We start from the raw sequence: 21,701 nt of genomic DNA on the forward strand, positions 1-21,701 counted from the left end.
GTCGCCGAACATAACACTAACGGTTAGTGTTTAACAACGGTTGTGACTTTGTAACTGGTAGCATCAGCGAATGACCGTGCCGACCGGACGTCGCGAGCGCAAGAAGGCCGCGACCCGCCAGAAGATCGCCGAGACCGCCCTGCGGCTCTTCCTTGAACGCGGGTACGAAGCGGTGGGCATCCGCGACGTGGCCGCCGAGGCCGACGTGGCCGTCACCACGCTCTTCTCCCACTTCGCCTCCAAAGAGGCGCTGGTGTTCGAGCAGGACGAGAACTTCGAGCAACGCCTCACCAGGGCGGTCACCGACCGCGCCCCGGACGAGCCGCTTGTCCCCGCGCTGCACCGCGAGATCCTGGCTCTCGTGCGGCACTGCACGGCGGACGGTGCCGCCCCGCTCTGGCGCATGATCGACGCCTCGCCCGCCCTGCGGGAGTACGAGGAGGCGATGAGGCTGCGCCACGCGGAGGCGGTGGCGAGCGTCATCGCCGCCGATCCCGGCCTGGCACGGTCCGCGACGGCCTGCCGGGCGATCGCGCGGTTCGCGATCGACGCCTTTTCGCTGGCCCGCGATGCGGCCGATCCGGAGGCCGCGGTGGACGAGATCTTCCAGATGATCGAGGCGGCCTGGAAGGCCGCCTGACCCCCCGGGCCCCTACAGCTTCGAGCTCTTCGCCCCATTCCCCGATTCCCCCGTTCCCCCGTTCCCCCGTTCCCCTCCCGGATATAGGCATCCCCTATATCGCCTGCTGCCATTTCGTCTTTGCTTTCACTCCTTTTCCGGACCTACCGTCAAACAGGTCGATCGGACGAATGAGTGATGGAGAGGACCGGTGACATGACCACGGTTGAGAACGAATTTGGAATGCGGGAATTCGCGGGAAAGCGGGCTCTGGTCACAGGCGGAACCCGCGGAATCGGAGCGGCCGTCGTACGCCGGCTCCTCGACGCGGGGGCCGAGGTGCTCACGACCGCCAGGTCGGCGACGGGCACAGTGCCGGAGGGGGCCACCTTCGTGGAGGCCGACGTGCGGACGCGTGCGGGGGCGGAGGCGCTCGCGGCGGTCGCGCACAAAGAGCTCGGCGGGGTGGACGTCCTGGTCCACAACGCGGGCGGGGCGCAACCGTACAAGGACGCTTCGGCCATCCCTGACGAGGAGTGGCAGAACGCGCTGGACCTGAACTTTCTGGCGTCCGTGCGGCTGAACTCGCTGCTGACACCGGGAATGCGGGAGCGGCGTTCGGGAGTGGTCGTGCACGTCTCGTCGGCCGCGGTCCCCACTGTGGCGCCACCGTTCCTGCACTACGTGACGGCGAAGGCGGCGCTCGAGGCCTACAGCCGGGGGTTGGCGTCGGAGCTGGCCCCGTTCGGAATCCGGGTCAACACGGTGTCTCCCGGCAGGACCGCCACCCCCGGGGGCGAAGCGACGCGGGAGCAGTGGGCGCGTCTGGACGCGGGGCCCGGCCAGGACACCACGCGGCCTCCGCTGGGGCGCGACGGGCGGCCAGACGACATCGCCGACGCGATGCTTTTCCTCCTGTCCGACCGGGCGGGCTGGCTGACCGGGAGCAATCTCGTCGTGGACGGCGGTGAATTCCCCAGGAGCTGACGCCGCTTTTCATCCTCTCCATTTCCTCCGCATTCACAACCGTCAGGACACCGCGAAGGAAATAGCAGGCTCGGTGGACCAGCTCTCCTTGCGAAGGAGTTCGAGCAGGGCCGTCTCCGCCGGGCCTGCCGCGGGCCGGACCACGGCGATGACGGGCTGGGACACGGCCGGGAAGACGGGGCGGACGAGATGCTCGTGCCCGTGCGGCACCGCGGATGCCGGGACGAGTGCCACCCCCAGCCCGTGGGCGGCCCAGCGCACGGCCGTCGCCGTCTGGGACACGCGGGCGGCTGTGGCCGGAGTCAGCTCGTTGGTCCGCAGCACGTCGAGCAGTACGCCGTCGAGCGCGCTGTCACGGTCGAACCTCAGCCATGGCTCGCCCGCCAGTTCGCGCAGCTCGACCCGGTCCACGGCGAGCTGCCGGTGCCCGGCGGCGAGCACCACCACGAACTCCTCGTCGCCGAGGTGGTGGGCGTCGTCGGGGCTCTGCTCGCAGGCCGCCATCAGGGCCAGGTCCAGCGCGCCGCGCCGCCCGAGGCGTTCGAGCTCGGCGGAGCTCGGCTCCTCGAAGACGGTGACCTCCAGCCGGGGGAAACGGCGTCGCAGTGCGGCCAGCGCACCGGGCAACTGCCGGGTGCCGAAGCCCATTTGCACCGCGACCACGAGCTCGCCCACCAGTTCGTCGGCGCCGGCCCGCGCCGTCGCCCTCGCCCGCCGGGACGCGCTCACCGCGATCTCCGCCTCCCGCAGGAACGCGCGGCCGACCACGGTGGGCACGAGGCCGGTCGGCGTACGGGCGAAGAGTTCCACGCCGAGTTTCCGCTCCAGACCGCGGATCTGCTGGGACACCGACGGTTGAGCGACGTGCAGGAGCTCCGCCGCCGCGGTCACCGAGCCCTCCTCGGCGACGGCCAGGGCGTACTCGTACTGACGAAGGCTCATCGACTCATTTCTTTGTAGCTGCCGTTGTAGTCGTGAGCAACTCATCGCCGCCGACGGAGATTCCCGAGCACGCAGCGGGCCCGTCACCCTGAAGGTGGCGGGCCCGGTGCGGTACTGCGAAGTGGTGGGGGTCGGGTCAGGCTGCCAGGGCCCAGCCCATGACACTGTCCGGCACGCTGTCCCTCGTGGTTCGACCCGTGCACTGCTCGCAGACGGCGTGCTGTGCACAAGCCTGCGGTTGCGCCGGCTCGCCTTGGGCCTTCCGCGCGGCCAAGTAGACCGCGATATAGGCAGGCCCGGCCGTAATCACGGCTACGGCAATCTCAGTGAAAGCCATCGGTCTCACCCCCAGGCACCCAGTCATGTCCCAATCACCATAGGTGTGAGGGGCATCGATGAGTAGCAACGTGCCCGAACAAGCCCTCAACATGGCCGGATTCACCCACCAGGGGCCCGATCCTCAGGCCTCGACCGGGTACTCGTACGGACTGTGCATCGTCAGGAAACGGATGTCGAGGTCGGACTCCAGGTAATCCATCCGCCGCTCCCAGAAGGCCCGCAGGTGCGGGAGAGCCAGGTGGGCGTCGAGATCGGCCTGGGAGCGCCAGGCCTCGTAGAAGACGAACACCCCGGGCTCGTCCCGGTCTTCGTGGAAGTGGTACTCCAGGCAGCCTGCCTCCTGCCGCGTCGGCTCGACGAACGAGAGCAGCAGCGCTTTCAGCTCGGCCGCGCGTTCGGGCTTGGGGCGAGCGGTGCCGACCAGCGTGAACGGCCGGTCCCGTCGCCCCAGTTGCTCCAGTTGTTCCAGTCGCGCCATGCAAGTTCTCCTCTGTCGGGCGGCCCGATGCATAAGACATAGGTACGATTGATCTCGTACCTATCTGCCGGACGGACGCTAGCGGGCCCAGAGGTACGATGCAAGCCGTACCTAAAGGGAGGCGTCCGGCATGCCCGACGACGAAGGTCATCCGACCGTCGAGGAGATGCGGCTCGGGCCGGTGCTCGCCGCACTGGCGGATCCGCTGCGTCGCCGCGTGGTGCGCGAGTTGGCCGCCGCGCCCGACGGCACCGCGCGCACCTGCAGTTCCTTCGCGCTGCCTGTCTCCAAGGCGACCGTCACCCACCACTTCCGCGCGCTGCGCGAGGCCGGGCTGATCGAGCAGGTCGCCCGCGGTAACAGCCGGATGGCCACCCTGCGCCGGGCGGATCTTGAGCAGCGTTTTCCCGGGCTCCTGGGTGTGGTGACGGCCGAGACGGAGGAGTAGGCCGCTCCCCCGGTGCGCGCGGCCGCGGCCCGTGGACCTGCGAAAATGCCGCGGCATCCCCGGCAGGGGTCACGTAGGGTGCGGCTGCATGAACCAAGTTTCCCGCCATGCCGTCCGCCCGATACGTGCCGATGAGTGGCCGAAGGTGAAGGAGCTGCGGCTCTCGTCGCTACAGGATCCGGTGGCTCCGATCGCCTTTCTCGAGACGTACGAGAAGGCCGCCGCGGAGCCGGACTCCTTCTGGCAGGAGCGGGCCAAAAAGGCGGCCGACGGCACGCGGGTGCGCCAGTTCGTGGCCGAGGGGACCGACGGGACCTGGAACGGATCGGTGACCGTGCTCATCGAGGACGCGGACAGCGACGACGTGTTCGGTGGACCCATTCAAAAGCGCCAGGCGCATCTCGCCGGTGTCTATGTGCGCCCCGACCACCGCGGAAGCGGAGTGATCGACGCACTCTTCGGGGCGGCCGTCGAGTGGGCGTGGTCCGTGCCGGATGTGGCGCGGGTGCGCCTGTACGTCCACGAGGACAACGCGCGGGCCGAGAGCTTCTACCGGCGGTACGGGTTCGTGCGCTCCGGGGAGACCGTCCCGATGAAGGACGATCCCTCCAAGGTGGAGCGGGAAATGGTTCTCGAGGAGCGCTAGTTGTCAGAGGCCGGCGCGCCCGAGGAACAGGCCCCGCAGGTGGGACAGGCTCCGCTCCGCCAGCGGACGAAGCTCCGCGGCCACGGCACGGGCATCGGCCCGTAGCCGCTCCTCGGCACCGGCGCCGAGGACGTCCACGGCCTCAGTGGCGAAGGACGGCTCGGCGAGCCAGTCGTCGAGGAGCGCCGGAGTGACCTCCAGATGGAACTGGAGCCCCCAGGCGACCGGTCCGGCCCGGAACGCCTGGCACTCGGTGGTACCGGTCCTGGCGAGGACGCGAGTGCCGTCGGCGGGAACGATGCGGTCGCCGTGCCAGTGGAGCACCGCGCGGGCGTCGGCCAGCGGGCCGACGACCGGATCGGCACGGTCCACGTCGAGCAGCGGAGCCCAGCCGATCTCGCTCCCCCGGCCTAGAGCGGCACCGGTCCGTACCGCTATGTCCTGGGCGCGGGCGAGGAGTTGGGCGCCCAGACATACCCCCAGCGTCGGGACCCCGGCCCGCAGCGCGTCGGCAAGGAGGTCCCGCTCCAGCTTCAGGGCCGGATGTGCCGCCAGGTCGTCGGCGTTCATGGGACCGCCCATCACGACGAGTCCCGCCAGCTCGGACACCGGCGGCAGCTCGCGGGCCGACGCGTCCGGAGTGTCGATCAGGTTCCGGATGTCGACGTCGAGGCCGCTGTCCGCCAGCACGTCCAGGATCAGGCCGGGCTTCTCGACCTCGACGTGCTGAAGGATCAGGACGGTGCGCGCGGGCATGGGGGGTTCTCCTGCGGGGCGAGGAAGCGGGAACGGGGACGGCTCACACCGTAATAGGGCGGGCTCGCGCCGTATTGGCGGATTCACACCGTAACGTGCCAGGTCAGGGCCTCGTCAGGCAGGTGGCGGTCGCCTCGCGACCGCGCACCCCGCGCGTCATCCGTGGGTGCGGATGCGCACGCCGTGGCGGGTTCGCATGCGGTGCAGTTCCCACAGGGCCACCGCGGTCACGGACACCGGGCCGCCGAGGACCGCGCTCCACTGCGCGGCCGGTGGCCCGTACGGAAGACCCCCTTCGAGCGCGACGCTGAAGAGCATCAGCTCCCAGACGAGCACGACGGTGAGCGCGGCCGGGAGAGCGGCGTGCACGTTGGACGTGTTGAAGGCGTAGCGGGCGGCGTACGCGGAGGCGAAGAGGAGGAACGGCAGCAGCCAGACGAGACCGATGAGGAGGGCGAGCGCGATGAGGCCGTTCACGAGCGTGCCGTAGTTCTGCTTGAGCACCAGGGCGCTGCCCGCCAGCACGAGCACGACACCGACCAGGATGCCGACGTACCAGGCCACGGCCTTGAGGGGCGCCCGCAGCCGGGAGCGGAGCACACGGCGTTGCGCGGCGGGGGCGTAGCGGATGAAGCCCAGGACGACCAGCGGCCCGGTGAAGATGAGCAGCAGCGGGGCGAGGATCAGCTTCACGACGCCGTCGTTGGCGACCCCGCTCCAGCCGTCGTCCGCGCCGTAGGTGTAGACGAGGAGGAGGCTGGCTGCCGCACCGATGATCGCGCGCCCCAGCTGCACCTTCGTCACGAGCGGGTCCGCGACGCGGCCTGCGCCGGGCTGGTTGAAGATCGCCTCGGCGCGGCGGCGTGCGGAGCGGATGAACGGGATGAGCGGCGAGACGAAGAAGAGCGCGCACCCCGAGCGCCGCCGCCGGACGGGCTGCGGCGGGTACGGATACGGCTGCGGGGGCGGGTATGGCCCGGGTTGCGGCGGTCCGTACGGATTCGGGCCACCACCCTGCGGCCCGTACGGATGAGGGCCACCGCCCTGCGGCTGACCGTTTCCCGGTCCCCAGCCCTGATATCCCCCGTGTGCCACGGTTCCCCCTCGCCTCCTGCGACGCCTCTGAGCGCGCGCAGTTTACTGGCCGGAACCGGACTGCTGTCACCAGGGCCGAGGCCTCGAAGCGGGAACGCATGGGCACGCGTTCCCGCTTCGGGGCTTCGGGCTCTGCCCGTGAGTGTCCTCGGGGCTAGGCGACCCGCTGCTCGTACCCCACGAGCCGTACGCACACGGCGAGTCCCGCGATGGCCTGCTCGAGTTCGGCGAGGCTCGGGTAGCTGGGCGCGATGCGGATGGTGGCGTCGCGCGGGTCGTCGCCGTAGGGGTGGGTGGCGCCGGCCGGGGTCAGCACGATGCCTGCCTCCGCGGCGCGGCGTACGACCTCCTTGGCGCAGCCGTCGGTCACTTCGAGCGTGACGAAGTAGCCGCCCTTGGGGTCGGTCCAGCGGGCGAGGCCGGTGCCTCCGAGCTCCGCCTCCAGAATCCGGGCCACCGCCTCGAACTTCGGCTGGAGCAGGGCGCGCTGGCGCTCCATGTGGGCGCGCACCCCCTCGGCGTCGCGCAGGAACATGACGTGTCGCAGCTGGTTGATCTTGTCCGGGCCGATCGACCGCTTGGCGTTGTTGGCGAGCAGCCACTTCAGGTTCGCGGGCGACGAGCCGAAGAAGGCGACGCCCGCACCGGCGGCGGTGATCTTCGAGGTGGAGCCGAAGACGAAGACACGGTCCGCGTTGCCGGCGTCCGCGCAGGCGGTGAGCAGGTCGGCGATCTCGACGGGCTCCGCGGTGAGGTGGTGCGCGGCGTACGCGTTGTCCCAGAAGATCCGGAAATCGGGCGCCGCGGCCTGCATCGAGGCGAGGCGGGCGACGGTCTCGTCGCTGTAGCAGACACCGTCGGGGTTGCTGTACTTCGGGACGCACCAGATGCCCTTGACGGCCGGGTCCTCGGCGACGAGCCGCTCCACGACGTCCATGTCCGGGCCGTCGGCGGTCATCGGCACCGGGATCATGTCGATCCCGAACCGCTCACAGAGCGCGAAGTGCCGGTCGTAACCCGGAGTCGGGCACAGGAACGCGATCCGTTCCTGGTCCACCCAGCGTGAATCGGCGCCGGGCACCACGCTCAGCAGGGCGTGCACCAGACAGTCGTGCATCAGCTCGAGGCTGGAGTTGCCGAGCGCGAGGAGCTGCCCGGCGGGCACCTGCAGCACGTCCGCGAAGATCTCCCGGAGCTCCACCAGACCCTGCAGACCACCGTAATTACGTACGTCCGTGCCGTCCGCGGAGGTGTGCCGACCGCCCGGCAGGCTCAGCAGGTCCTCGGAGAGGTCGAGCTGCTCGGGCGCCGGCTTGCCGCGCGTGAGGTCGAGCGAGAGCCCGCGTCCTGCGAGGTCCTGGTAGTCCTGGCGGGCCCGCTCAAGGAGCCCGGTCACGGCGTCGGGGCTCAGCTCGGTGGTCATGGTGTGTCCTTACGTTGTCGGCGCCGCCCGGTCCTGTGAGCTGCCCGGGTCTGCGACGGAGGTATCGGCACTGCCTGCCGAGGATACAAAGCGATGGCCTGCGTATGCCCCGGCAGGTGGTGCTCGTCACTCTCAGGAGGACTGTCGCGGGGTCCCTGCTGTGACCGCCCTCACATCACGAAACGAGCTCGGCGGCCTTGGTCATCGGGCCGCCGACGTCGCCGGTGTTCAGTGTCCCCGCGGGCTCGAAGAGCAGGATGGCGGTCTCCTCGTCCGCCACCGGGCAGTGCTCGACGCCGCGGGGGACCACGAACAGCTCGCCCGGTGCCAGGGTCACGTCGCCGTCCCTGAGCTGGATGGTCAGCCGTCCGCTGATCACCAGGAAGAGTTCATCGGTGTCCTCGTGGCTGTGCCAGACGAACTCCCCCTGCACCTTGGCCAGCTTGACCTCGTAGTCGTTGAGGGTGGCCACTGTCTTCTGCGACCACAGTTCGCTGAACCCCGCGAGCTTGTCGGCGATGTTGACGGGGACGGACTTCTTGGAGGTGCGGTGTTCGTTTTCCATGACCATGAGCTTGCCGCGACCGGACTCGAACGGTCTTGTACGTTCCTGGCATGAGCCAAGAGCGGCCCCGCACGTCCATCAGCGCCTGGCGGCCGTCGGTTCCGGGGATCGCCGAGGTCTTCCACGCGCACTTCACCGACCACGCGTATCCGGCTCACACCCACGACACGTGGGACCTGATGATCCTCGATGACGGAGCCGTCGACTTCGCGCTCGACCGCCGCCGCCATGATGCGACCGGCACCGCCAACGTCCTCTTGCTTCCTCCTGGCGTGCCGCACGACGGGCGGACGGTCACCGAATCGGGCTTCCGGAAACGCGTCCTGTATCTGGATGACTCCGTGCTCCCCCGGCGCCTGATCGGCGGCGCGGTGGACGGGCCGATCCTTCTGGACCCCTTGCTGCGCCGGCGCATCCACCAACTCCATGCCTCGCTCAGCCACACGGGAGACGAGTTCGAAGCGGAGTCGCGCCTCTCCTTCGTCCGCGAGCGGCTCCACGTCCATCTCGACGCGCTGCGGCCCCGCACACCCGGCCGCGAGGCCAACCGCCTGGCCACCGGACTGCGTGAACTCCTCGACTCCCGGACCGTCACCGGCCTCCCGCTGCAGGAGGCCGCCGACGCGCTGCACGCGCACCCCACCCACCTGATCCGCTGCTTCCGGCAGACCTACGGCCTGCCGCCGCACACCTACCTCACCGGCAAGCGCATCGACCGGGCGCGCCACCTGCTGCTCGACGGCCGTCGCCCCGCCGAGGTCGCGACCCGTGTGGGATTCCACGACCAGGCCCATCTGAACCGGCACTTCACCCGCCACGTGGGCACGACGCCCGGACGCTATCGCCGGGGCGCCGACGGGGGTTAGCCCCCGCACGCATCGACCAGGTGACCTGATGTTCTGTCACCTCCCCTGCTCCTAGCGTCGACTCCGTCCGTCCCTGCCTCAGGCACACCCAAGGAGCACGATGCGCGGCGTCATCCCCTCACTCGCGACAGGCCTGAGCCTGGCCGGGCTGCTCGCCGGAGCAGCGCCGTCGACGGCGATCTCCCTCCCGGCCACCGGCCCGCTCTCCTCCTACGAGCAGCAGCGGCTGAGCTGGGGTCCTTGCTCCAAGGCGCAGGCGGAGCTGAGCGCCGCCGGGGCGCAGTGCGCGAAGGTGAAGGTCCCCCTCGACTACTCCGCCCCCGGCGGCCGTACCCTCCGGATCGCCGTCTCGCGCGTCAAGGCCAAGTCGTCGTCACACCGCCGCGGCGTGCTGCTGTCCAATCCTGGTGGACCGGGCGGCAGTGGCCTCGCCAACACCCTTGCTCTGCGGCCCGCGTTGAAGCAGGTGGCGGACGGCTACGACCTCATCGGGTTCGACCCGCGGTTCCTCGGCGAGAGCTCCCCGATCACCTGTGCGCGGGCCGAGCCGCCGGCCCCGCCCGGCCCCTCGACATCGCCCCGCGCTGACTTCGACGCATCGGTGCGGTCCGCGCGGGACACGGCGCGGCGCTGCTCGGAGCACGGCGGCAACGCGGAACTGCTGCCACACGCCTCCTCCCGCAACGTGGCCCGCGACATGGACGTGATCAGGGCCGCCCTCGGCGAGCGGAAGCTCTCCTATTACGGCATCTCCTACGGCGCCGACCTGGGCGCCGTCTACACGCAGCTGTTCCCCCGCCGCACGGACCGTATGGTCATCGACTCCTCGACCGACCCGTCCGCCACCCAGTACGAACTGTTCCAGAGTTCCGGCGCACCGGCCGAGGAAGCGCTGGACGAGTGGGCCGCCTGGACCGCACGCCACCACGGCACGTACCGGCTCGGCCGCACTGCCTCGCACGTACGGATGCGTGTCGAGCAGCTCATCGCGCAGGCCGAGCGTCAGCCGGTAAGCGTCCAGGGGCAACGTCTCAACGCCCCTGTTCTACGGCTGCTGTTGAAGCAGCCGATTCAGCACACGGAGTACGACCCGACGCTGGCCGCCATCGTCCGGGACCTGGTCGAGGCGGCGGCGGGAGAGCCGGTCGAGCCCGGCCCCGAGCTCGCCGCGATGCTGGAGCTGCTCGCTTCGCCCGACCTCGCGGACAGCATGGTGGGCGGGGCGCTCTTCATGTGCGGTGACGGCGGCTGGCCTGCCGGCGGCTGGCCGAAGGACCCGGAGACGTACTGGAAGAACAGCGTGCGCAGCCGTACCACCCAGCCCATGTTCGGCCCCTACGTCAACGGCATGATCGCCCCGTGTGCGTTCTGGGCCGCGGAGCCCCGCGAGCCCGGCACGGCCATCTCCAACGACGTACCCGTACTGATGCTCCAGGCCCGCCGCGACAACAACGTCCCTTATGCCGGAGCCCTGGCCCTGCACCGCAAACTGACCGGCTCCCGCCTGATCACCGCGGACATCCGCTCGCACGGGGTGTACGGCCGCGGTCTCGAAGGACTGCGCCCCGTCCCCTGCGCCGACCGCGCGGTCAACAACTACCTGCGCACCGGCGCTCTTCCGGCCCGCGACATCGCGTGCGCCCGGCGGTAGTGGGCGAGCCGCACCGCTGCTTCTTGCTCCGCCAGGGGTCTCCTCCTGTGCCGGCCGCCCGCTCTGACCTACCATCGATCGGACATGGCCACACGGGAGATGCGACTCCAGGGCGGTGCGGTGCGCACGGCTCTGCTCGCCATGGCCTCTCTCTTCCTCCTCGCCCTGCTCGGGATCGACGGACCGTCGGGCAGTGCTGTCGTGACGGCGATGCCCGACGTTTCGCACGCCGAGCGCGCGGCCGACAGCCGTGACAGCGGACGGGACGGGGGACGTGACGGCGGACGTGGCTGTCACGAGGGGGAGAACAGGGCGCCGCGCGGGGCGTTGCCCGCTCCCGAGCGGACCAGTTCACCCACCTTCGAGGCGACGCCCGCGCCGTACGAGACGCGTGACGAGGCCGGCGAACTGCCCGGCGCCGCTCCCCCGGACGCGACGTCCGTCGACCTCTACAGAACCCAGGTCATCAGAACGTAGACGGGATCTCTCCACCCGCACCCCGCCGACGGGACCGGTCGGCGTCACCACATCACCACCTCACGGCACAACCTGCATCGATCAACAGGAGAGATCCGCATGCCCCTTTCCTCTTCCACGTCCACCAGCACGCACACCGCCGCTCTCCGCGGCACCAACTCCCCGCTCGCCCCCGCGCGGTACGGCGCTGACATCGGCCTCCTTCTGCTGCGCTGCGCGGTCGGTCTGACCATGGCGGTCCACGGCAGCCAGAAGCTCTTCGGCTGGTTCAACGGGGCGGGCCTCGACAGCACCGCGGGGTTCTTCGCGAGCGACGGCTACTCCGTCCCGAAGACCATGGCCACGGTCGCCGGTCTGACGGAGACGCTCTGCGGCCTCGGCCTCGTCATCGGCCTGCTCACCCCGCTCGCCGGGGCGGGCATCGTCGGGATCATGCTCAATGCCATTGCCATGAAATGGGGCAACGGCTTCTTCAACCCCTCCGGCATCGAGTACGACCTGGTCCTGCTCACCGCGGCAGTGAGCCTGGCCCTCGCCGGCCCCGGCAGGTTCGCCGCGGACCACCTCCTGCCCGTCCCCCGCAGCCACCGCCTCTCCCACGGCCTCGCGGCCGTGGCCCTCGGCGCGGTCTCGGCCGCGATCGTCCTGGTGGCCCTGCACGACTGACGGCAGCCCGCAGCCGAAGACCCACCCACCCGAGCCGCACCCGCCTCCCCGCGGCCGACCATGCCGAGCAGGCACGCGCACGGGTCTCGGGAGGCAAGGCCGCCCCGAGCGCGGCGGAAGGCAGGCGAACGTCGGGGCGAGCGGCCCTCAGCCGAAGGCTCACCCCCGCGAGCCGGCGACCCCCTGCCCCCCGCGGCCGGCCAAGTCCAGCAGCAGCTTCGCCGCCACTTGCGCGCCGTCCGTGCGGATCGTGGCTGCCAACGACTTTGCTCGCGTGCGGGTCTCGGGGGTCAGGGCCGTTCCGAGCGCGGCGGACAGGGATGTGACGGTCGGGGTTGGGCCGTCGTGTGCCGCGCCGATGCCCAGGTCGACTACGCGGGCGGCCCAGTACGGCTGGTCCGTGGCCTGGGGCACCACCACTTGGGGTGCTCCGGCGCGAGTGGCGGTCGTCGTGGTGCCCGCGCCGCCGTGGTGCACCACGGCGGCCACCCGGCCGAACAGGGTCTGGTGGTTGGCCTCGCCGACGACGAAGCAGTCGTCCCGGTCGTCGAGCAGGTCGAGATCGGCCCAGCCGCGGGAGACGAGCACACGGCGGCCCTGCGCGCGGACCGCCTCGACGACCACCCGGGACGCGTCCTGTGACTCCTCCTTCGACGCGCCCATCGGCATGCTGCCGAAGCCCACGTACACCGGTGGTTCTCCGGCGTCCAGGAACGCCACCAGCTCGGCGGGGAGCGGCCGTTCGTCCGGCATGATCCACGCACCGGTCTGTACGACGTCGAAGTCCGGTGTCTTCCGCCACGGGTCAAGGACCGGGTCCGTCGCCAGCCACGGCTTGTCGCCGATGACGTAGTCACGGACGTTGTCCACCAGGGGCAGGCCGACCGACGCCCGGTTCCTGTTGAGCGCCTCGCCGAACAGCGCGTTGATGCTCTCGGCGTCCAGCTCCCACAGCACCCGGTTGTCCGTCACCTCCGGCGGGAACGGCCGCCCCGCATACGCCAGCGGCGCGTGGTGCGGCGACGGCAGGGTGATCTGCTGGAAGGTCACGGACACGGAAGGGATACCGAGCTTCTCGGCCACGGACCGCGCACCGGCCGCGGCCGGCATCACACCGGTCGCCACCAACACGTCGCACCCCTCGGCCGCCGCGCTCACCGCATCGAACTGGCTCGCGATCAACTCGGCGGCACGCTGGGGCAGGGACGACGGCTGCGGCGCGGCGGTGGTCAGGGCGCGCGCCGACCGGCCCACCGGCACCAAGGGCACATCGACAGCGGCCAGCCGCTGCGCGAAGTCCTCGTCCGGCGGTGCGCACACCCGCACCTCCGCGCCGAGCTCCCGCAACCGCTCCGCGAGTCCCACCAGCGGTTCGACGTCCCCGCGCGAACCGTACGTAGACAACAACACACGCACTTGGTGACTCTCCCTTCTCGTCAGCTTTCTCGTCAGGCTTCTCGTCAGGTTCTTGGCCTAGGCCGAGGATTCTCCGGTATCCGCCTTGCCGCGCGCCGCCAAGACATCGCGGACCTCGTCCGCGGTGGTCTCCTGGAGTTCCTCCGCGACATGCACCCAGCGCGTGACGCCGATCGACTCCAGGAACGTCAAGTCGTGGCTGGCGATAAGGAGCGCTCCCTCGTACGACTCGAGCGCGCCGGTGAGTTGGCGCACACTGGCCAGGTCAAGGTTGTTGGTCGGCTCGTCGAGGATCAGCAGCTGAGGGGCCGGCGCGGCGAGCATCATCGCCGCGAGCGCGGCACGGAAGCGCTCGCCGCCCGAGAGGGTGCCCGCCAGTTGTTCGGCACGAGCCCCCTTGAAGAGGAAGCGCGCCAGCTGCGAGCGGATGTGGTTCTCCGTGAGCCCGGGTGCAAGGCGGGCGACGTTCGCCGCGACGCTCAGCCCGTCGTCGAGCACGTCCAGGCGCTGCGGCAAAAACCTCAGCGGCACCGACGTCCTGACCTCGCCGGACAGTGGGGCCAACCCCCCGGTGAGGGTGCGCAGCAGCGTCGTCTTGCCGGCGCCGTTGCGCCCGACGAGCGCGATCCGCTCGGGCCCCCGCACCTGCAGGGTGCCCTCCCGCAACGTACCGAAGCGGGGTCGCACTTCGCGCAGGGTCAGTACCGTGCGGCCCGCGGGCACAGCGGTGTGCGGGAGGCTGACGCGGATCTCGGCGTCGTCGCGGATCGCGTCCGCGGCCTCCTCGCGCCGCTCGCGCGCCTCGCTGAGCCGCTCCTCGTGCAGACCCCGGAGCTTGTCCCCCGACTCCTGCGCCGAGCGCTTCTTCTCGCCAGCCACGATACGCGGGGCGCGCCGCTGGGCGTCCATCTTCTTGCTGTGCCGCTGGCGGCGGGCCACCTTGACCTGGGTCTCCTCCAGTTCGCGCTTCTGGCGGCGTACGTCGGCCTCCGCGGCACGCAGCATCCGTCCTGCCGCTTCCTGCTCGGTGGCCAGCGCTTCCTCGTAGGCGGACCAGCCGCCGCCGTACCAGCTCACCGACCCGGAACGCAGTTCGGCGATGCGGTCCACGCGTTCCAGCAGGTCGAGGTCGTGGCTGACCACGACGAGGACGCCGGAGCGCCAGGAGTCGACGGCCTCGTAGAGCCTGCGGCGCGCGAACAGGTCGAGGTTGTTGGTCGGTTCGTCGAGGAGGAGGACGTCCGGGCGTTCCAGGAGGAGCGCCGCCAGGCGCAGCAGCACGGTCTCCCCGCCGGACAACTGGCCCACCGTCCGGTCGAGTTCGATGTCACCGAGGCCGAGTGACCCCAGCTGGGCCAGCGCCCGCTCCTCGACGTCCCAGTCGTCGCCGACCGTCTCGAAGTGCTCCTCGCGTACGTCGCCGGATTCGATGGCACGCAGTGCGGCACGCCGCTCGGCGATGCCCAGGGCCTGGTCGACGCGCAGGGTTGTGTCGAGGGTGATGTTCTGCGGGAGATGGGCCAGGGTGCCGCCGACGGTCACCGACCCTTGGGAGGGGCGCAGTTGACCGGCGAGCAGGCGCAACAGGGTTGATTTTCCGGTGCCGTTGGCGCCGACGAGTCCGGTGCGGCCCCTGCCGATGCTGACGGAGAGACCGTCGAAGACGCTCGTGCCGTCCGGCCACTGGAAGGACAGGGCGGAGCAGGTCAGGGAGGCGCTGGGGGTGGTGGGTACAGACATGATGAATCTCGCAGTCGCAGGGCGCAGTGGGCGGGGGCGTCGTATGCGAGCACCACGCGGCGACCGGCCGAGAGAGGGGTGCGGCGGTCCGGGAGATCGAGGGACGGCTCATGCACCGAGGTCGCATCCACGCGGGGTCACGGGCGGCACGGCAAGGCCGGGCTGCGGCGTGACGGGCGTACGGCGAGGGCCGTACGGCGCGATGATCGCGAACCTCAGATGCGCAACGTCCACCTCTATCGGAGACAACAGGGCCGTTCGAGACGATAACGACCTTGGGGGAGATTGGCAAAGCCTTACGCCATCTCTGCAGGTCACGGCGCTCGGGATCATGACCCTCGGGGTCACGGCCGTGCCTGGATCAGGGCGTGGGTGCCGCTGGTGCGCCACCCCTGGCCGTGTTCGGCGACGAGCGTCGCCTCGGTCCGCCCGTCGAGTCCGACGATCACGTCGGACTTCAGTGTCCGCAGGGCGGCCACCGGTCCCGGGAAGTACGCGGTGCGCTCCGCGAACGGCGTGGTGGCGGGCCACAGCTGGTCGCCGACCAGGCGCCGGTAGTTCAGGTCGCCCTTCATGACGGTCACGTCGGCCTCGGCGAATTCCCGGCGCAGATCCTCGGGCATCCGCGCGTACGGCAGAGGGGCACTGGAGAAGGTGTGGCTGCGTACGGTGATCCGGCCGTCGCCCATGGCCGACCACAGGCGTTCGCCCACCTCCGCGGCGACGCCCCGTGCGCCCTTCAGACGGTGCAGGCAGTCGATCACGTCGGCGGTCATGGCGTCCGAGACGTAGTACGGGTAGGGCTTGACGTGCAGCACGACCCGCTCCGCGCGCCGTCGGCGCAGGAGGTGGTCGATGAGGATGAGGTCGGGCAGCAGCTCGCGTCCGGCGTTGTCCGCGACCAGGCACAGCGTGGCCGCACCACCTTCGGGGAGCAGGGACCACAGCAGCTCGGAGTCGTCGGCGACGAGCCGCGAGTCGACGGTCCCGGATCCGCCGCCGCCCACGGCGAAGCCGAGGTCGGCGCGGTTGCCCCACAGGGAGCCGAGGAGCATGGCCTGGCGCCGTTCGTCGTCCGGACGCGGGGCCAGGCGGCCGAGTGCGGCCAGCTCCTCGTCGGCCTCCCCGGTGTGGAGTTCGGCCTGCTTGAAGGGGCGGAACGGATCGATGCCCTGCCAGGGGCCGGCCTCGAAGTAACCGACAGCGGTGAGGAGTTGGCGGTAGAAGTAGCTCTCGGCCCACAGGAAGGGCACGTCGAACCAGGACAGGCCGAAGTACTCGCGCCCCCATCGCTCCCACAGGTGGCGGTCGTGCGCCTCGGGCCCCAGCGGCTCGATCACGCCCTCCGTGGCCTGCGTCAGGAGAGCGTCGAGGGCGCGATGCTGCCGAGGGCCGTAGGGGAAGGCGTCGCGGACCTTCTTGATGAGCGCGGGATGCCGCTCCGCGAGCACGCTTCGGGGGAAGGAGCCGGGTGCGTTGCTCAGGATGACGGGTGCTTCGACCGCGTCGTCGGCGCTGGCCGCGTCGTTCGCGTCGGCTGCGTCGTTCGCATCGGCTGCGTCGTTCGCATCGGCTGCGCCGTTCATTCCTTCACCTTTTCTTCTCACTATTTGAACGCCGAGGGCAGGCCGGTCTACGGTGACCGGTCCTCTATCCCCCATGTTTCAGAGGTACATCTTCATGCCCGCATTCAACCGTCGACGCTTCCTCCAGGCAGCGGGTGGCACCGCCGGCGTCGCGGCTCTGTCCGCCAGCATCATGCGCGCCGCCGACATCCCCGCCTCCGCCCGGTCGGGGTCGATCGACGACGTCGAGCACATCGTGGTCCTCATGCAGGAGAACCGCTCCTTCGACCACTACTTCGGGACGCTGGGCGGCGTCCGCGGTTTCGGTGACCCCCGCCCACTGACCCTGGAGAGCGGAAAGTCCGTATGGCATCAGTCCGGCGACGGTGAGGAAGTTCTGCCCTATCACCCCGACGCGGACGACCTGGGCATGCAGTTCATCGCCGGCCTCGACCATGACTGGGAGACCGGCCATCAGGCGTGGAACAAGGGAAAGTACGACGACTGGATAGCGGCCAAGTCGTCGGGGACGATGGCCTATCTGACCAGGGAGGACATCCCCTTCCACTACGCGCTGGCCGACGCCTTCACGGTCTGCGACTCCTACCACTCGTCGTTCATGGGCGCGACCGACCCCAACCGCTATTACCTCTACTCCGGGCATGCCGGAAACGACGGCAAGGGCGGCGGCCCGGTCCTCGGCAACGAAGAAGTCGGCTACGACTGGACCACCTATCCCGAGCGTCTGGAGAAGGCCGGGGTGTCGTGGAAGATCTATCAGGACATCGGTGACGGACTCACCGAGGACGGGCTGTGGGGCGTTCTGGAGGACGCCTACCGCGGAAACTACGGCGACAACTCGCTGATGTTCTTCAACAAGTACCGCAACTCGAAGCCGGGCGACCCCCTTTACGAAAAGGCGAGGAAGGGAACGAAGGTCAAGGAGGGCGGCCATCTCCTCGACGACCTGCGCGCCGACGTCAAGGCGGGGAAACTCCCGCAGATTTCCTGGATCGCCGCCCCGGAAGCTTTCTGCGAACACCCCAACTGGCCCGCGAATTACGGGGCTTGGTACATCTCGCAGGTCCTGGACGCACTGACGTCCGACCCCGAGGTGTGGAGCAAAACCGCCCTGATCATCACGTACGACGAGAACGACGGCTACTTCGACCACGTGCCGCCGCCCTACCCGCCGGCCGACTCCTCCTGGGGCGCGTCCACCGTGGACACCGAACTCGACCACTTCCCCGGCGACAGCGACTACAGCGCGGGCCCCTACGGGCTCGGCATGCGGGTCCCCACCCTCGTCGTCTCCCCCTGGTCCACCGGCGGCTACGTCTGCTCCGAGGTCTTCGACCACACCTCCGTCATCCAGTTCATGGAGCGCCGCTTCGGCGTCCACGAACCGCACATCTCCCCCTGGCGCCGCGCCATCTGCGGCGACCTCACATCGGCCTTCGACTTCAGCCTCAAGCACACCGAGCGCGCGGACCTGCCGAGAACCGACGCCTATGAGCCGCCGGACCAGGAACGGCACGGCAGCTACCAGCACTCCCCGCCGGCCTCCCCCGCCCTGCCCAAGCAGGAGAAGGGCGCGCGGCCCACCCGGCCCCTGCCCTACGCGCCGCTGGTCACGGCGGCCGTCAAGCCCGCCGACGGCAACGTCAGGCTCACCTTCACGCCGGGTGACGAGACGGGCGCCTGCTTCCTCGTCACGTCCGGCAACCGCGACGACGGGCCCTGGACGTACACCGCATCGGCGGGCAAGGAGATCTCCGACACGTGGAGCACCGCCCCCTCGGAGGGGACGTACGAGCTGACGGTGCACGGGCCGGGCGGATATCTGCGGACGTACGAAGGCACCGCCGCGACCCCGGGCCCGGAAGTCGCCGGCCGTCACGACGAGCGGAGTGGTCGCATCGAGCTCACGTTCACCAACCACGCCAAGACCGCCTGCCGCCTGACCATCACCAACGCCTACGGCGACAAGAGCACTGAGCTCACCGTCGCCGCGGGCGGACGCAAGACCCGCTGGGTGGACCTCGGCCACAGCAAGCGCTGGTACGACCTGCGGGTGCGGTCCGACAGCGACAGCGCCTATCTGCGGCGGCTGGCGGGGCATGTCGAGACGGGCGAGCCCGGCACCAGCGACCCGGCGCTCCGCACGGCCTGACCCTGCCGCCTTGACTGCCTCCTAGGGGTGCTGGGTCCCCCTAGGGGTGCTGGTCCCCGTCGTCTCCCTCGCCGCCGCCCGGCCTGACGCGTACGTGCATGCGTTCGCCCTGGGCGCCGAACAGGGCGAGGAATTCGACGGGGATGTCACCGGCGTTGGAAAAGCCGTGCGGGGTGCGGGTGTCGAACTCGGCGGCTTCGCCCGCCGTGAGCACCAGGTCGTGGTCGCCCAGGGCCAGGAGCAGCCGGCCGGAGAGTACGTAGAGCCACTCGTAGCCCTCGTGCGTGCCCTGCTCGGGGCGCGTGGTCTGCCGGTTGCCGTTCCCGGCGACCGGCATGACCTGCTTGTAGGCGTGCATTCCGCCGAGGTAGCGGGTCAGGGGCACCCACGTGTTGCCGTGGCGCAGGAACGGCCGCGGGTGGATCCGCGGGTCACCCGTCTGGGGCGCGCCGACCAGTTCGTCGAGCGGTACTCCGTACGCCTTGGCCAGCGGGAGCAGGAGCTTCAGGGTCGGCTCCCGCTGTCCGGCCTCAAGGCGCGAGAGCGTGCTCAGGGAGATGCCGGTCTCCTCGCTCAGCCGGGCCAGGGTGGCGCCCCGCGCCTTGCGCAGCGCCCGCAGCCGCGGCCCGACGGCGGTCAGCACATCCGTGAGTTCGGCATCGTCGCTCATCCCTCCATTTGCCGGGTCGGCAAATATCTTTGTCAAGCGGCCGGGGCCGCGCGCAGGGTTGCCGCAGAGCAGAAGGAGCCCACATGAGCGAGCACACGACCGACCCCACGCCCGGCACCCACGCCGCTTCCGGCGCCCCCGCCGTCTCCGCCGCCGAATCGGCCGAGGAGTTCTGGGACGAGCGCTACAACCAGAGCGGCCGTCTGTGGAGCGGCGAACCCAATGCCGCCCTCGTCCGCGAGACCGAGGGGCTCACCCCCGGGAGCGCCCTCGATCTGGGCTGCGGAGAGGGGGGCGACGCGATCTGGCTCGCGCGGCAGGGCTGGCGCGTCACCGCCACCGACATCTCCCGCGTCGCCCTCGCCCGCGCGGCCGAGCACGCGGACCAGGCCGGGGTCACCGACCGCGTGGACTGGCAGCACCACGACCTGGGCGCTTCTTTCCCGGCCGGCAGCTACGACCTGGTCTCCGCCCAGTTCCTGCACTCCCTGCACGAAATGCCGCGCGAGCAGATCCTGCGCGCCGCCGCCGCGGCCGTCGCCGAGGGCGGCACACTCCTGATCGTCGGCCACATGGGCTTCCCCGCCTGGGAGACCGAACCTCACCCGGGCGTCGACTTCCCCACCCCAGAGAAGGTCCTGGCCTCACTCGATCTGCCGGCCGGGCAGTGGGACGTACTCGCCTGCGAAACCCACGAACACTCCCTGACGGCCCCGGACGGAGCGCCCTCCACCCGGACCAACTACACGGTCAAGCTGCGGCGCCCGTTCAGCCGGTGACGACGCGTCAGTGAGGGCCGGGGAGCCGCACGGCCAGGGTCACCCTGCTGCCGTCGGGGCCGCCTGAAACGGTGAGCTCGTCGGTGAGCAGGGTGGCGAGCCACAGGCCTCGGCCGCTCGCGCGACCGTCGAGACCGGGGGCAAGGTCGGGGATGACGTCGGCGCTGAAGCCGGGGCCCGCGTCGTGGATGTGGCAGGCCAGATGGCCGTTGCTGCGCTGCAGGACCAGCGTGCCGCCGCCGCCCGCGTGCTCGACCGCGTTGACCGCCACCGCGTCCAGGGCCACGATGAATTCGCTGCGCCGTGGCTCGGGCAGTCCTTGGTGGTCGGCGAACTGCGCGACGAGCATACGCAGCCGGGGCAGGTCGTCCTGCGTGAAGCGAGACTCCAGCAGGGTGACGGGAGAGGCCTCGTGCGGGCCCGGCGCGGTCGTCATCAGCGGGCCACCTCGCTGAGCACCAGGTGAGGCACCTGATCGGCGCCGGCTCGGCGCAGTATGCGGGCCGATGCCGGTGGACAGTGGACCCGGACCGGGCCGTGCGGATGGTCGAGCACCAGCCGCAGCAGGTCCACGGCGCATGCGACGCCGAGGAACACGAGACCGGACAGGTCCACGACCAGCGGCTGTCGGGAGTCCTCGGCTCGTCTGAGCCCTTCGCGCACGGCGCCGATGAACTGCTCCCGAGTGGCGAGGTCCGCTTCGCCGACCAACTGCACCCTGCCTTCCGCCAGTTCGGCGTGCAGAGCACCCAGGCGTGGCAGCAGCCGACAGGGGTGCGCCTTGTGCATGGCCGTCACGACGTCGGGATCGAACCAGCGGGTGTCGTAGGCACAGATCTCGGTGTAGGGGCGGTCGGTGAACAGATGCTGAGCGTGGGACTCGCGGTGCATCATCACCTCGATGTCAGCGCCCAGGGCCCCCACCCAGTGCATGTCGATATAGGTGCGCAGCCCGGTGTAGCCCTCGGCCAGGGCCCTGTCGGTCTCCTCCGTGATGCGCTCCCACTGGCGGTGGGGGGTGAACGCGTCCTCCGGGTGGATGAGGGCACGCATGCTGCTGAGCACCAACTGCCCGCTCTCGCGGGCGGATCCCAGCAGGGCTCCCGGCGCGTCCAGCCGGGACCACACCCGTTCGTCGTCCATGTGGGGAGCGGCGAAGACCATCACCTTCTCGCGCCGTACGAGCCCTGCCCACGCGAAGGCGGACACCACGTCGCGGCCCGCGTCGTCGTCGGCGTAACCGACGAACGCGTGGTCGCCGGCCCGGAGATGCTGGACAGGGACCGTACCGACCGACGCCGAGCCGGTATCCGCCATCTCTCACCTCCGGGGCCGAGGTGGCCCGACGGGAACAAGTGCGGGCCACACGCTAGCGGGCCCTACCCGACGGCGGCGCGTCT

22 protein-coding genes are annotated in these 21,701 nt (G+C 70.4%); 10 read left to right on the forward strand and 12 right to left on the reverse strand.

Features of this window, described 5'->3' with window-relative positions; genetic code table 11:
- The first annotated feature begins 70 nt into the window (after positions 1-70).
- Both ACIBCK_RS23490 and ACIBCK_RS23495 read left to right on the forward strand, forming a co-directional pair.
- Entirely contained in the window at positions 71-640 is a 570-nt protein-coding gene (locus ACIBCK_RS23490; RefSeq protein WP_399393164.1) for a TetR/AcrR family transcriptional regulator, read from the forward strand.
- A 195-nt stretch (positions 641-835) separates the two neighbouring features.
- Positions 836-1,606, forward strand: coding sequence for an oxidoreductase (locus ACIBCK_RS23495; RefSeq protein WP_399393166.1), 771 nt, complete (start codon positions 836-838; stop codon positions 1,604-1,606).
- Between the two features lie 42 nt (positions 1,607-1,648).
- Here ACIBCK_RS23495 and ACIBCK_RS23500 read toward each other — a convergent pair whose 3' ends face one another.
- Both ACIBCK_RS23500 and ACIBCK_RS23505 read right to left on the reverse strand, forming a co-directional pair.
- A complete protein-coding gene (locus ACIBCK_RS23500) occupies positions 1,649-2,548 on the reverse strand; it encodes a LysR family transcriptional regulator (protein ID WP_399393168.1) in 900 nt (299 codons plus the stop codon).
- Positions 2,549-3,008: 460 nt separating this feature from the next.
- Complete coding sequence (locus tag ACIBCK_RS23505) at positions 3,009-3,365, reverse strand: putative quinol monooxygenase (RefSeq protein ID WP_399393170.1); 357 nt, start codon at positions 3,363-3,365, stop codon at positions 3,009-3,011.
- A 130-nt stretch (positions 3,366-3,495) separates the two neighbouring features.
- Between ACIBCK_RS23505 and ACIBCK_RS23510 the strand changes: the two genes are divergently transcribed.
- A complete protein-coding gene (locus tag ACIBCK_RS23510; protein WP_399393172.1) occupies positions 3,496-3,813 on the forward strand; it encodes an ArsR/SmtB family transcription factor in 318 nt (105 codons plus the stop codon).
- A gap of 88 nt (positions 3,814-3,901) precedes the next feature.
- A complete protein-coding gene (locus tag ACIBCK_RS23515) occupies positions 3,902-4,459 on the forward strand; it encodes a GNAT family N-acetyltransferase (RefSeq protein ID WP_399393174.1) in 558 nt (185 codons plus the stop codon).
- A gap of 3 nt (positions 4,460-4,462) precedes the next feature.
- On the opposite strand, the gene ACIBCK_RS23520 is transcribed toward ACIBCK_RS23515, so the two are convergent.
- The 4 genes from ACIBCK_RS23520 to ACIBCK_RS23535 all read right to left on the reverse strand — a co-directional run bounded on the left by ACIBCK_RS23520 (position 4,463) and on the right by ACIBCK_RS23535 (position 8,298).
- Positions 4,463-5,215, reverse strand: coding sequence for a type 1 glutamine amidotransferase (locus ACIBCK_RS23520; RefSeq protein ID WP_399393176.1), 753 nt, complete (start codon positions 5,213-5,215; stop codon positions 4,463-4,465).
- Between the two features lie 156 nt (positions 5,216-5,371).
- Complete coding sequence (locus tag ACIBCK_RS23525) at positions 5,372-6,310, reverse strand: hypothetical protein (protein ID WP_399393178.1); 939 nt, start codon at positions 6,308-6,310, stop codon at positions 5,372-5,374.
- 154 nt (positions 6,311-6,464) lie between these two features.
- Positions 6,465-7,733, reverse strand: a complete 1,269-nt coding sequence (locus ACIBCK_RS23530) for an aminotransferase class I/II-fold pyridoxal phosphate-dependent enzyme (RefSeq protein WP_399393180.1) — start codon at positions 7,731-7,733, stop codon at positions 6,465-6,467.
- Positions 7,734-7,908: 175 nt separating this feature from the next.
- Positions 7,909-8,298 (reverse strand): cupin domain-containing protein, encoded by a 390-nt coding sequence (locus tag ACIBCK_RS23535; RefSeq protein ID WP_399393182.1) that lies wholly within the window; start codon positions 8,296-8,298, stop codon positions 7,909-7,911.
- Between the two features lie 50 nt (positions 8,299-8,348).
- Between ACIBCK_RS23535 and ACIBCK_RS23540 the strand changes: the two genes are divergently transcribed.
- The 4 genes from ACIBCK_RS23540 (at position 8,349) to ACIBCK_RS23555 (ending at position 11,958) form a co-directional block, all read left to right on the forward strand.
- Positions 8,349-9,164, forward strand: a complete 816-nt coding sequence (locus ACIBCK_RS23540; RefSeq protein WP_399393184.1) for an AraC family transcriptional regulator — start codon at positions 8,349-8,351, stop codon at positions 9,162-9,164.
- A gap of 100 nt (positions 9,165-9,264) precedes the next feature.
- Positions 9,265-10,815: an alpha/beta hydrolase gene (locus ACIBCK_RS23545; RefSeq protein ID WP_399393186.1), complete on the forward strand. Its 1,551-nt coding sequence runs from the start codon at positions 9,265-9,267 to the stop codon at positions 10,813-10,815.
- 84 nt (positions 10,816-10,899) lie between these two features.
- Entirely contained in the window at positions 10,900-11,292 is a 393-nt protein-coding gene (locus ACIBCK_RS23550; protein ID WP_399393188.1) for a hypothetical protein, read from the forward strand.
- 99 nt (positions 11,293-11,391) lie between these two features.
- Positions 11,392-11,958 (forward strand): DoxX family protein, encoded by a 567-nt coding sequence (locus ACIBCK_RS23555; protein WP_399393190.1) that lies wholly within the window; start codon positions 11,392-11,394, stop codon positions 11,956-11,958.
- Positions 11,959-12,117: 159 nt separating this feature from the next.
- On the opposite strand, the gene ACIBCK_RS23560 is transcribed toward ACIBCK_RS23555, so the two are convergent.
- The 3 genes from ACIBCK_RS23560 to ACIBCK_RS23570 all read right to left on the reverse strand — a co-directional run bounded on the left by ACIBCK_RS23560 (position 12,118) and on the right by ACIBCK_RS23570 (position 16,700).
- Entirely contained in the window at positions 12,118-13,374 is a 1,257-nt protein-coding gene (locus ACIBCK_RS23560; RefSeq protein WP_399393192.1) for a glycosyltransferase, read from the reverse strand.
- 57 nt (positions 13,375-13,431) lie between these two features.
- On the reverse strand, positions 13,432-15,114 hold the full coding sequence (locus ACIBCK_RS23565) for an ABC-F family ATP-binding cassette domain-containing protein (protein WP_399393194.1): 1,683 nt from the start codon (positions 15,112-15,114) through the stop codon (positions 13,432-13,434).
- Positions 15,115-15,458: 344 nt separating this feature from the next.
- Positions 15,459-16,700 carry a damage-control phosphatase ARMT1 family protein gene (locus tag ACIBCK_RS23570; RefSeq protein ID WP_399393196.1) on the reverse strand — a complete coding sequence of 414 codons (1,242 nt, stop codon included), beginning with the start codon at positions 16,698-16,700 and terminating at the stop codon, positions 15,459-15,461.
- A gap of 94 nt (positions 16,701-16,794) precedes the next feature.
- On the opposite strand from ACIBCK_RS23570, the gene ACIBCK_RS23575 reads away from it, so the two are divergent.
- Positions 16,795-18,852, forward strand: coding sequence for a phosphocholine-specific phospholipase C (locus ACIBCK_RS23575; protein WP_399393198.1), 2,058 nt, complete (start codon positions 16,795-16,797; stop codon positions 18,850-18,852).
- 40 nt (positions 18,853-18,892) lie between these two features.
- Here the strand turns inward: ACIBCK_RS23575 and ACIBCK_RS23580 are convergent, their stop codons facing one another.
- Positions 18,893-19,522: a helix-turn-helix domain-containing protein gene (locus ACIBCK_RS23580; RefSeq protein ID WP_399393200.1), complete on the reverse strand. Its 630-nt coding sequence runs from the start codon at positions 19,520-19,522 to the stop codon at positions 18,893-18,895.
- Between the two features lie 83 nt (positions 19,523-19,605).
- Here ACIBCK_RS23580 and ACIBCK_RS23585 point away from each other — a divergent pair, with 83 nt between their 5' ends.
- The gene (locus ACIBCK_RS23585) at positions 19,606-20,301 is read left to right on the forward strand and encodes a class I SAM-dependent methyltransferase (protein ID WP_399393202.1); all 696 of its coding nucleotides are present in this window, start codon (positions 19,606-19,608) and stop codon (positions 20,299-20,301) included.
- Between the two features lie 7 nt (positions 20,302-20,308).
- Here the strand turns inward: ACIBCK_RS23585 and ACIBCK_RS23590 are convergent, their stop codons facing one another.
- Both ACIBCK_RS23590 and ACIBCK_RS23595 read right to left on the reverse strand, forming a co-directional pair.
- A complete protein-coding gene (locus ACIBCK_RS23590; protein WP_399393203.1) occupies positions 20,309-20,737 on the reverse strand; it encodes an ATP-binding protein in 429 nt (142 codons plus the stop codon).
- Positions 20,737-21,618 carry an MEDS domain-containing protein gene (locus ACIBCK_RS23595; RefSeq protein ID WP_399393205.1) on the reverse strand — a complete coding sequence of 294 codons (882 nt, stop codon included), beginning with the start codon at positions 21,616-21,618 and terminating at the stop codon, positions 20,737-20,739. The genes ACIBCK_RS23590 and ACIBCK_RS23595 overlap by 1 nt, the downstream gene beginning before the upstream one ends.
- Positions 21,619-21,701 lie beyond the last annotated feature (83 nt).

The organism is Streptomyces sp. NPDC051218, from assembly GCF_044455475.1.
Taxonomy (GTDB): domain Bacteria; phylum Actinomycetota; class Actinomycetes; order Streptomycetales; family Streptomycetaceae; genus Streptomyces.

Excerpts from the sequence above, each read along its gene's own strand:
- ACIBCK_RS23490 (WP_399393164.1), top strand. The coding sequence starts at position 71 with ATGACCGTGCCGACCGGACGTCGCGAGCGCAAGAAGGCCGCGACCCGC.
- ACIBCK_RS23580 (WP_399393200.1), bottom strand. The coding sequence starts at position 19,522 with ATGAGCGACGATGCCGAACTCACGGATGTGCTGACCGCCGTCGGGCCG.
- ACIBCK_RS23555 (WP_399393190.1), top strand. The coding sequence starts at position 11,392 with ATGCCCCTTTCCTCTTCCACGTCCACCAGCACGCACACCGCCGCTCTC.
- ACIBCK_RS23520 (WP_399393176.1), bottom strand. The coding sequence starts at position 5,215 with ATGCCCGCGCGCACCGTCCTGATCCTTCAGCACGTCGAGGTCGAGAAG.
- ACIBCK_RS23510 (WP_399393172.1), top strand. The coding sequence starts at position 3,496 with ATGCCCGACGACGAAGGTCATCCGACCGTCGAGGAGATGCGGCTCGGG.
- ACIBCK_RS23535 (WP_399393182.1), bottom strand. The coding sequence starts at position 8,298 with ATGGAAAACGAACACCGCACCTCCAAGAAGTCCGTCCCCGTCAACATC.
- ACIBCK_RS23505 (WP_399393170.1), bottom strand. The coding sequence starts at position 3,365 with ATGGCGCGACTGGAACAACTGGAGCAACTGGGGCGACGGGACCGGCCG.
- ACIBCK_RS23515 (WP_399393174.1), top strand. The coding sequence starts at position 3,902 with ATGAACCAAGTTTCCCGCCATGCCGTCCGCCCGATACGTGCCGATGAG.
- ACIBCK_RS23545 (WP_399393186.1), top strand. The coding sequence starts at position 9,265 with ATGCGCGGCGTCATCCCCTCACTCGCGACAGGCCTGAGCCTGGCCGGG.
- ACIBCK_RS23530 (WP_399393180.1), bottom strand. The coding sequence starts at position 7,733 with ATGACCACCGAGCTGAGCCCCGACGCCGTGACCGGGCTCCTTGAGCGG.
- ACIBCK_RS23590 (WP_399393203.1), bottom strand. The coding sequence starts at position 20,737 with ATGACGACCGCGCCGGGCCCGCACGAGGCCTCTCCCGTCACCCTGCTG.
- ACIBCK_RS23540 (WP_399393184.1), top strand. The coding sequence starts at position 8,349 with ATGAGCCAAGAGCGGCCCCGCACGTCCATCAGCGCCTGGCGGCCGTCG.
- ACIBCK_RS23550 (WP_399393188.1), top strand. The coding sequence starts at position 10,900 with ATGGCCACACGGGAGATGCGACTCCAGGGCGGTGCGGTGCGCACGGCT.
- ACIBCK_RS23565 (WP_399393194.1), bottom strand. The coding sequence starts at position 15,114 with ATGTCTGTACCCACCACCCCCAGCGCCTCCCTGACCTGCTCCGCCCTG.
- ACIBCK_RS23495 (WP_399393166.1), top strand. The coding sequence starts at position 836 with ATGACCACGGTTGAGAACGAATTTGGAATGCGGGAATTCGCGGGAAAG.
- ACIBCK_RS23570 (WP_399393196.1), bottom strand. The coding sequence starts at position 16,700 with ATGAACGGCGCAGCCGATGCGAACGACGCAGCCGATGCGAACGACGCA.
- ACIBCK_RS23500 (WP_399393168.1), bottom strand. The coding sequence starts at position 2,548 with ATGAGCCTTCGTCAGTACGAGTACGCCCTGGCCGTCGCCGAGGAGGGC.
- ACIBCK_RS23585 (WP_399393202.1), top strand. The coding sequence starts at position 19,606 with ATGAGCGAGCACACGACCGACCCCACGCCCGGCACCCACGCCGCTTCC.
- ACIBCK_RS23575 (WP_399393198.1), top strand. The coding sequence starts at position 16,795 with ATGCCCGCATTCAACCGTCGACGCTTCCTCCAGGCAGCGGGTGGCACC.
- ACIBCK_RS23595 (WP_399393205.1), bottom strand. The coding sequence starts at position 21,618 with ATGGCGGATACCGGCTCGGCGTCGGTCGGTACGGTCCCTGTCCAGCAT.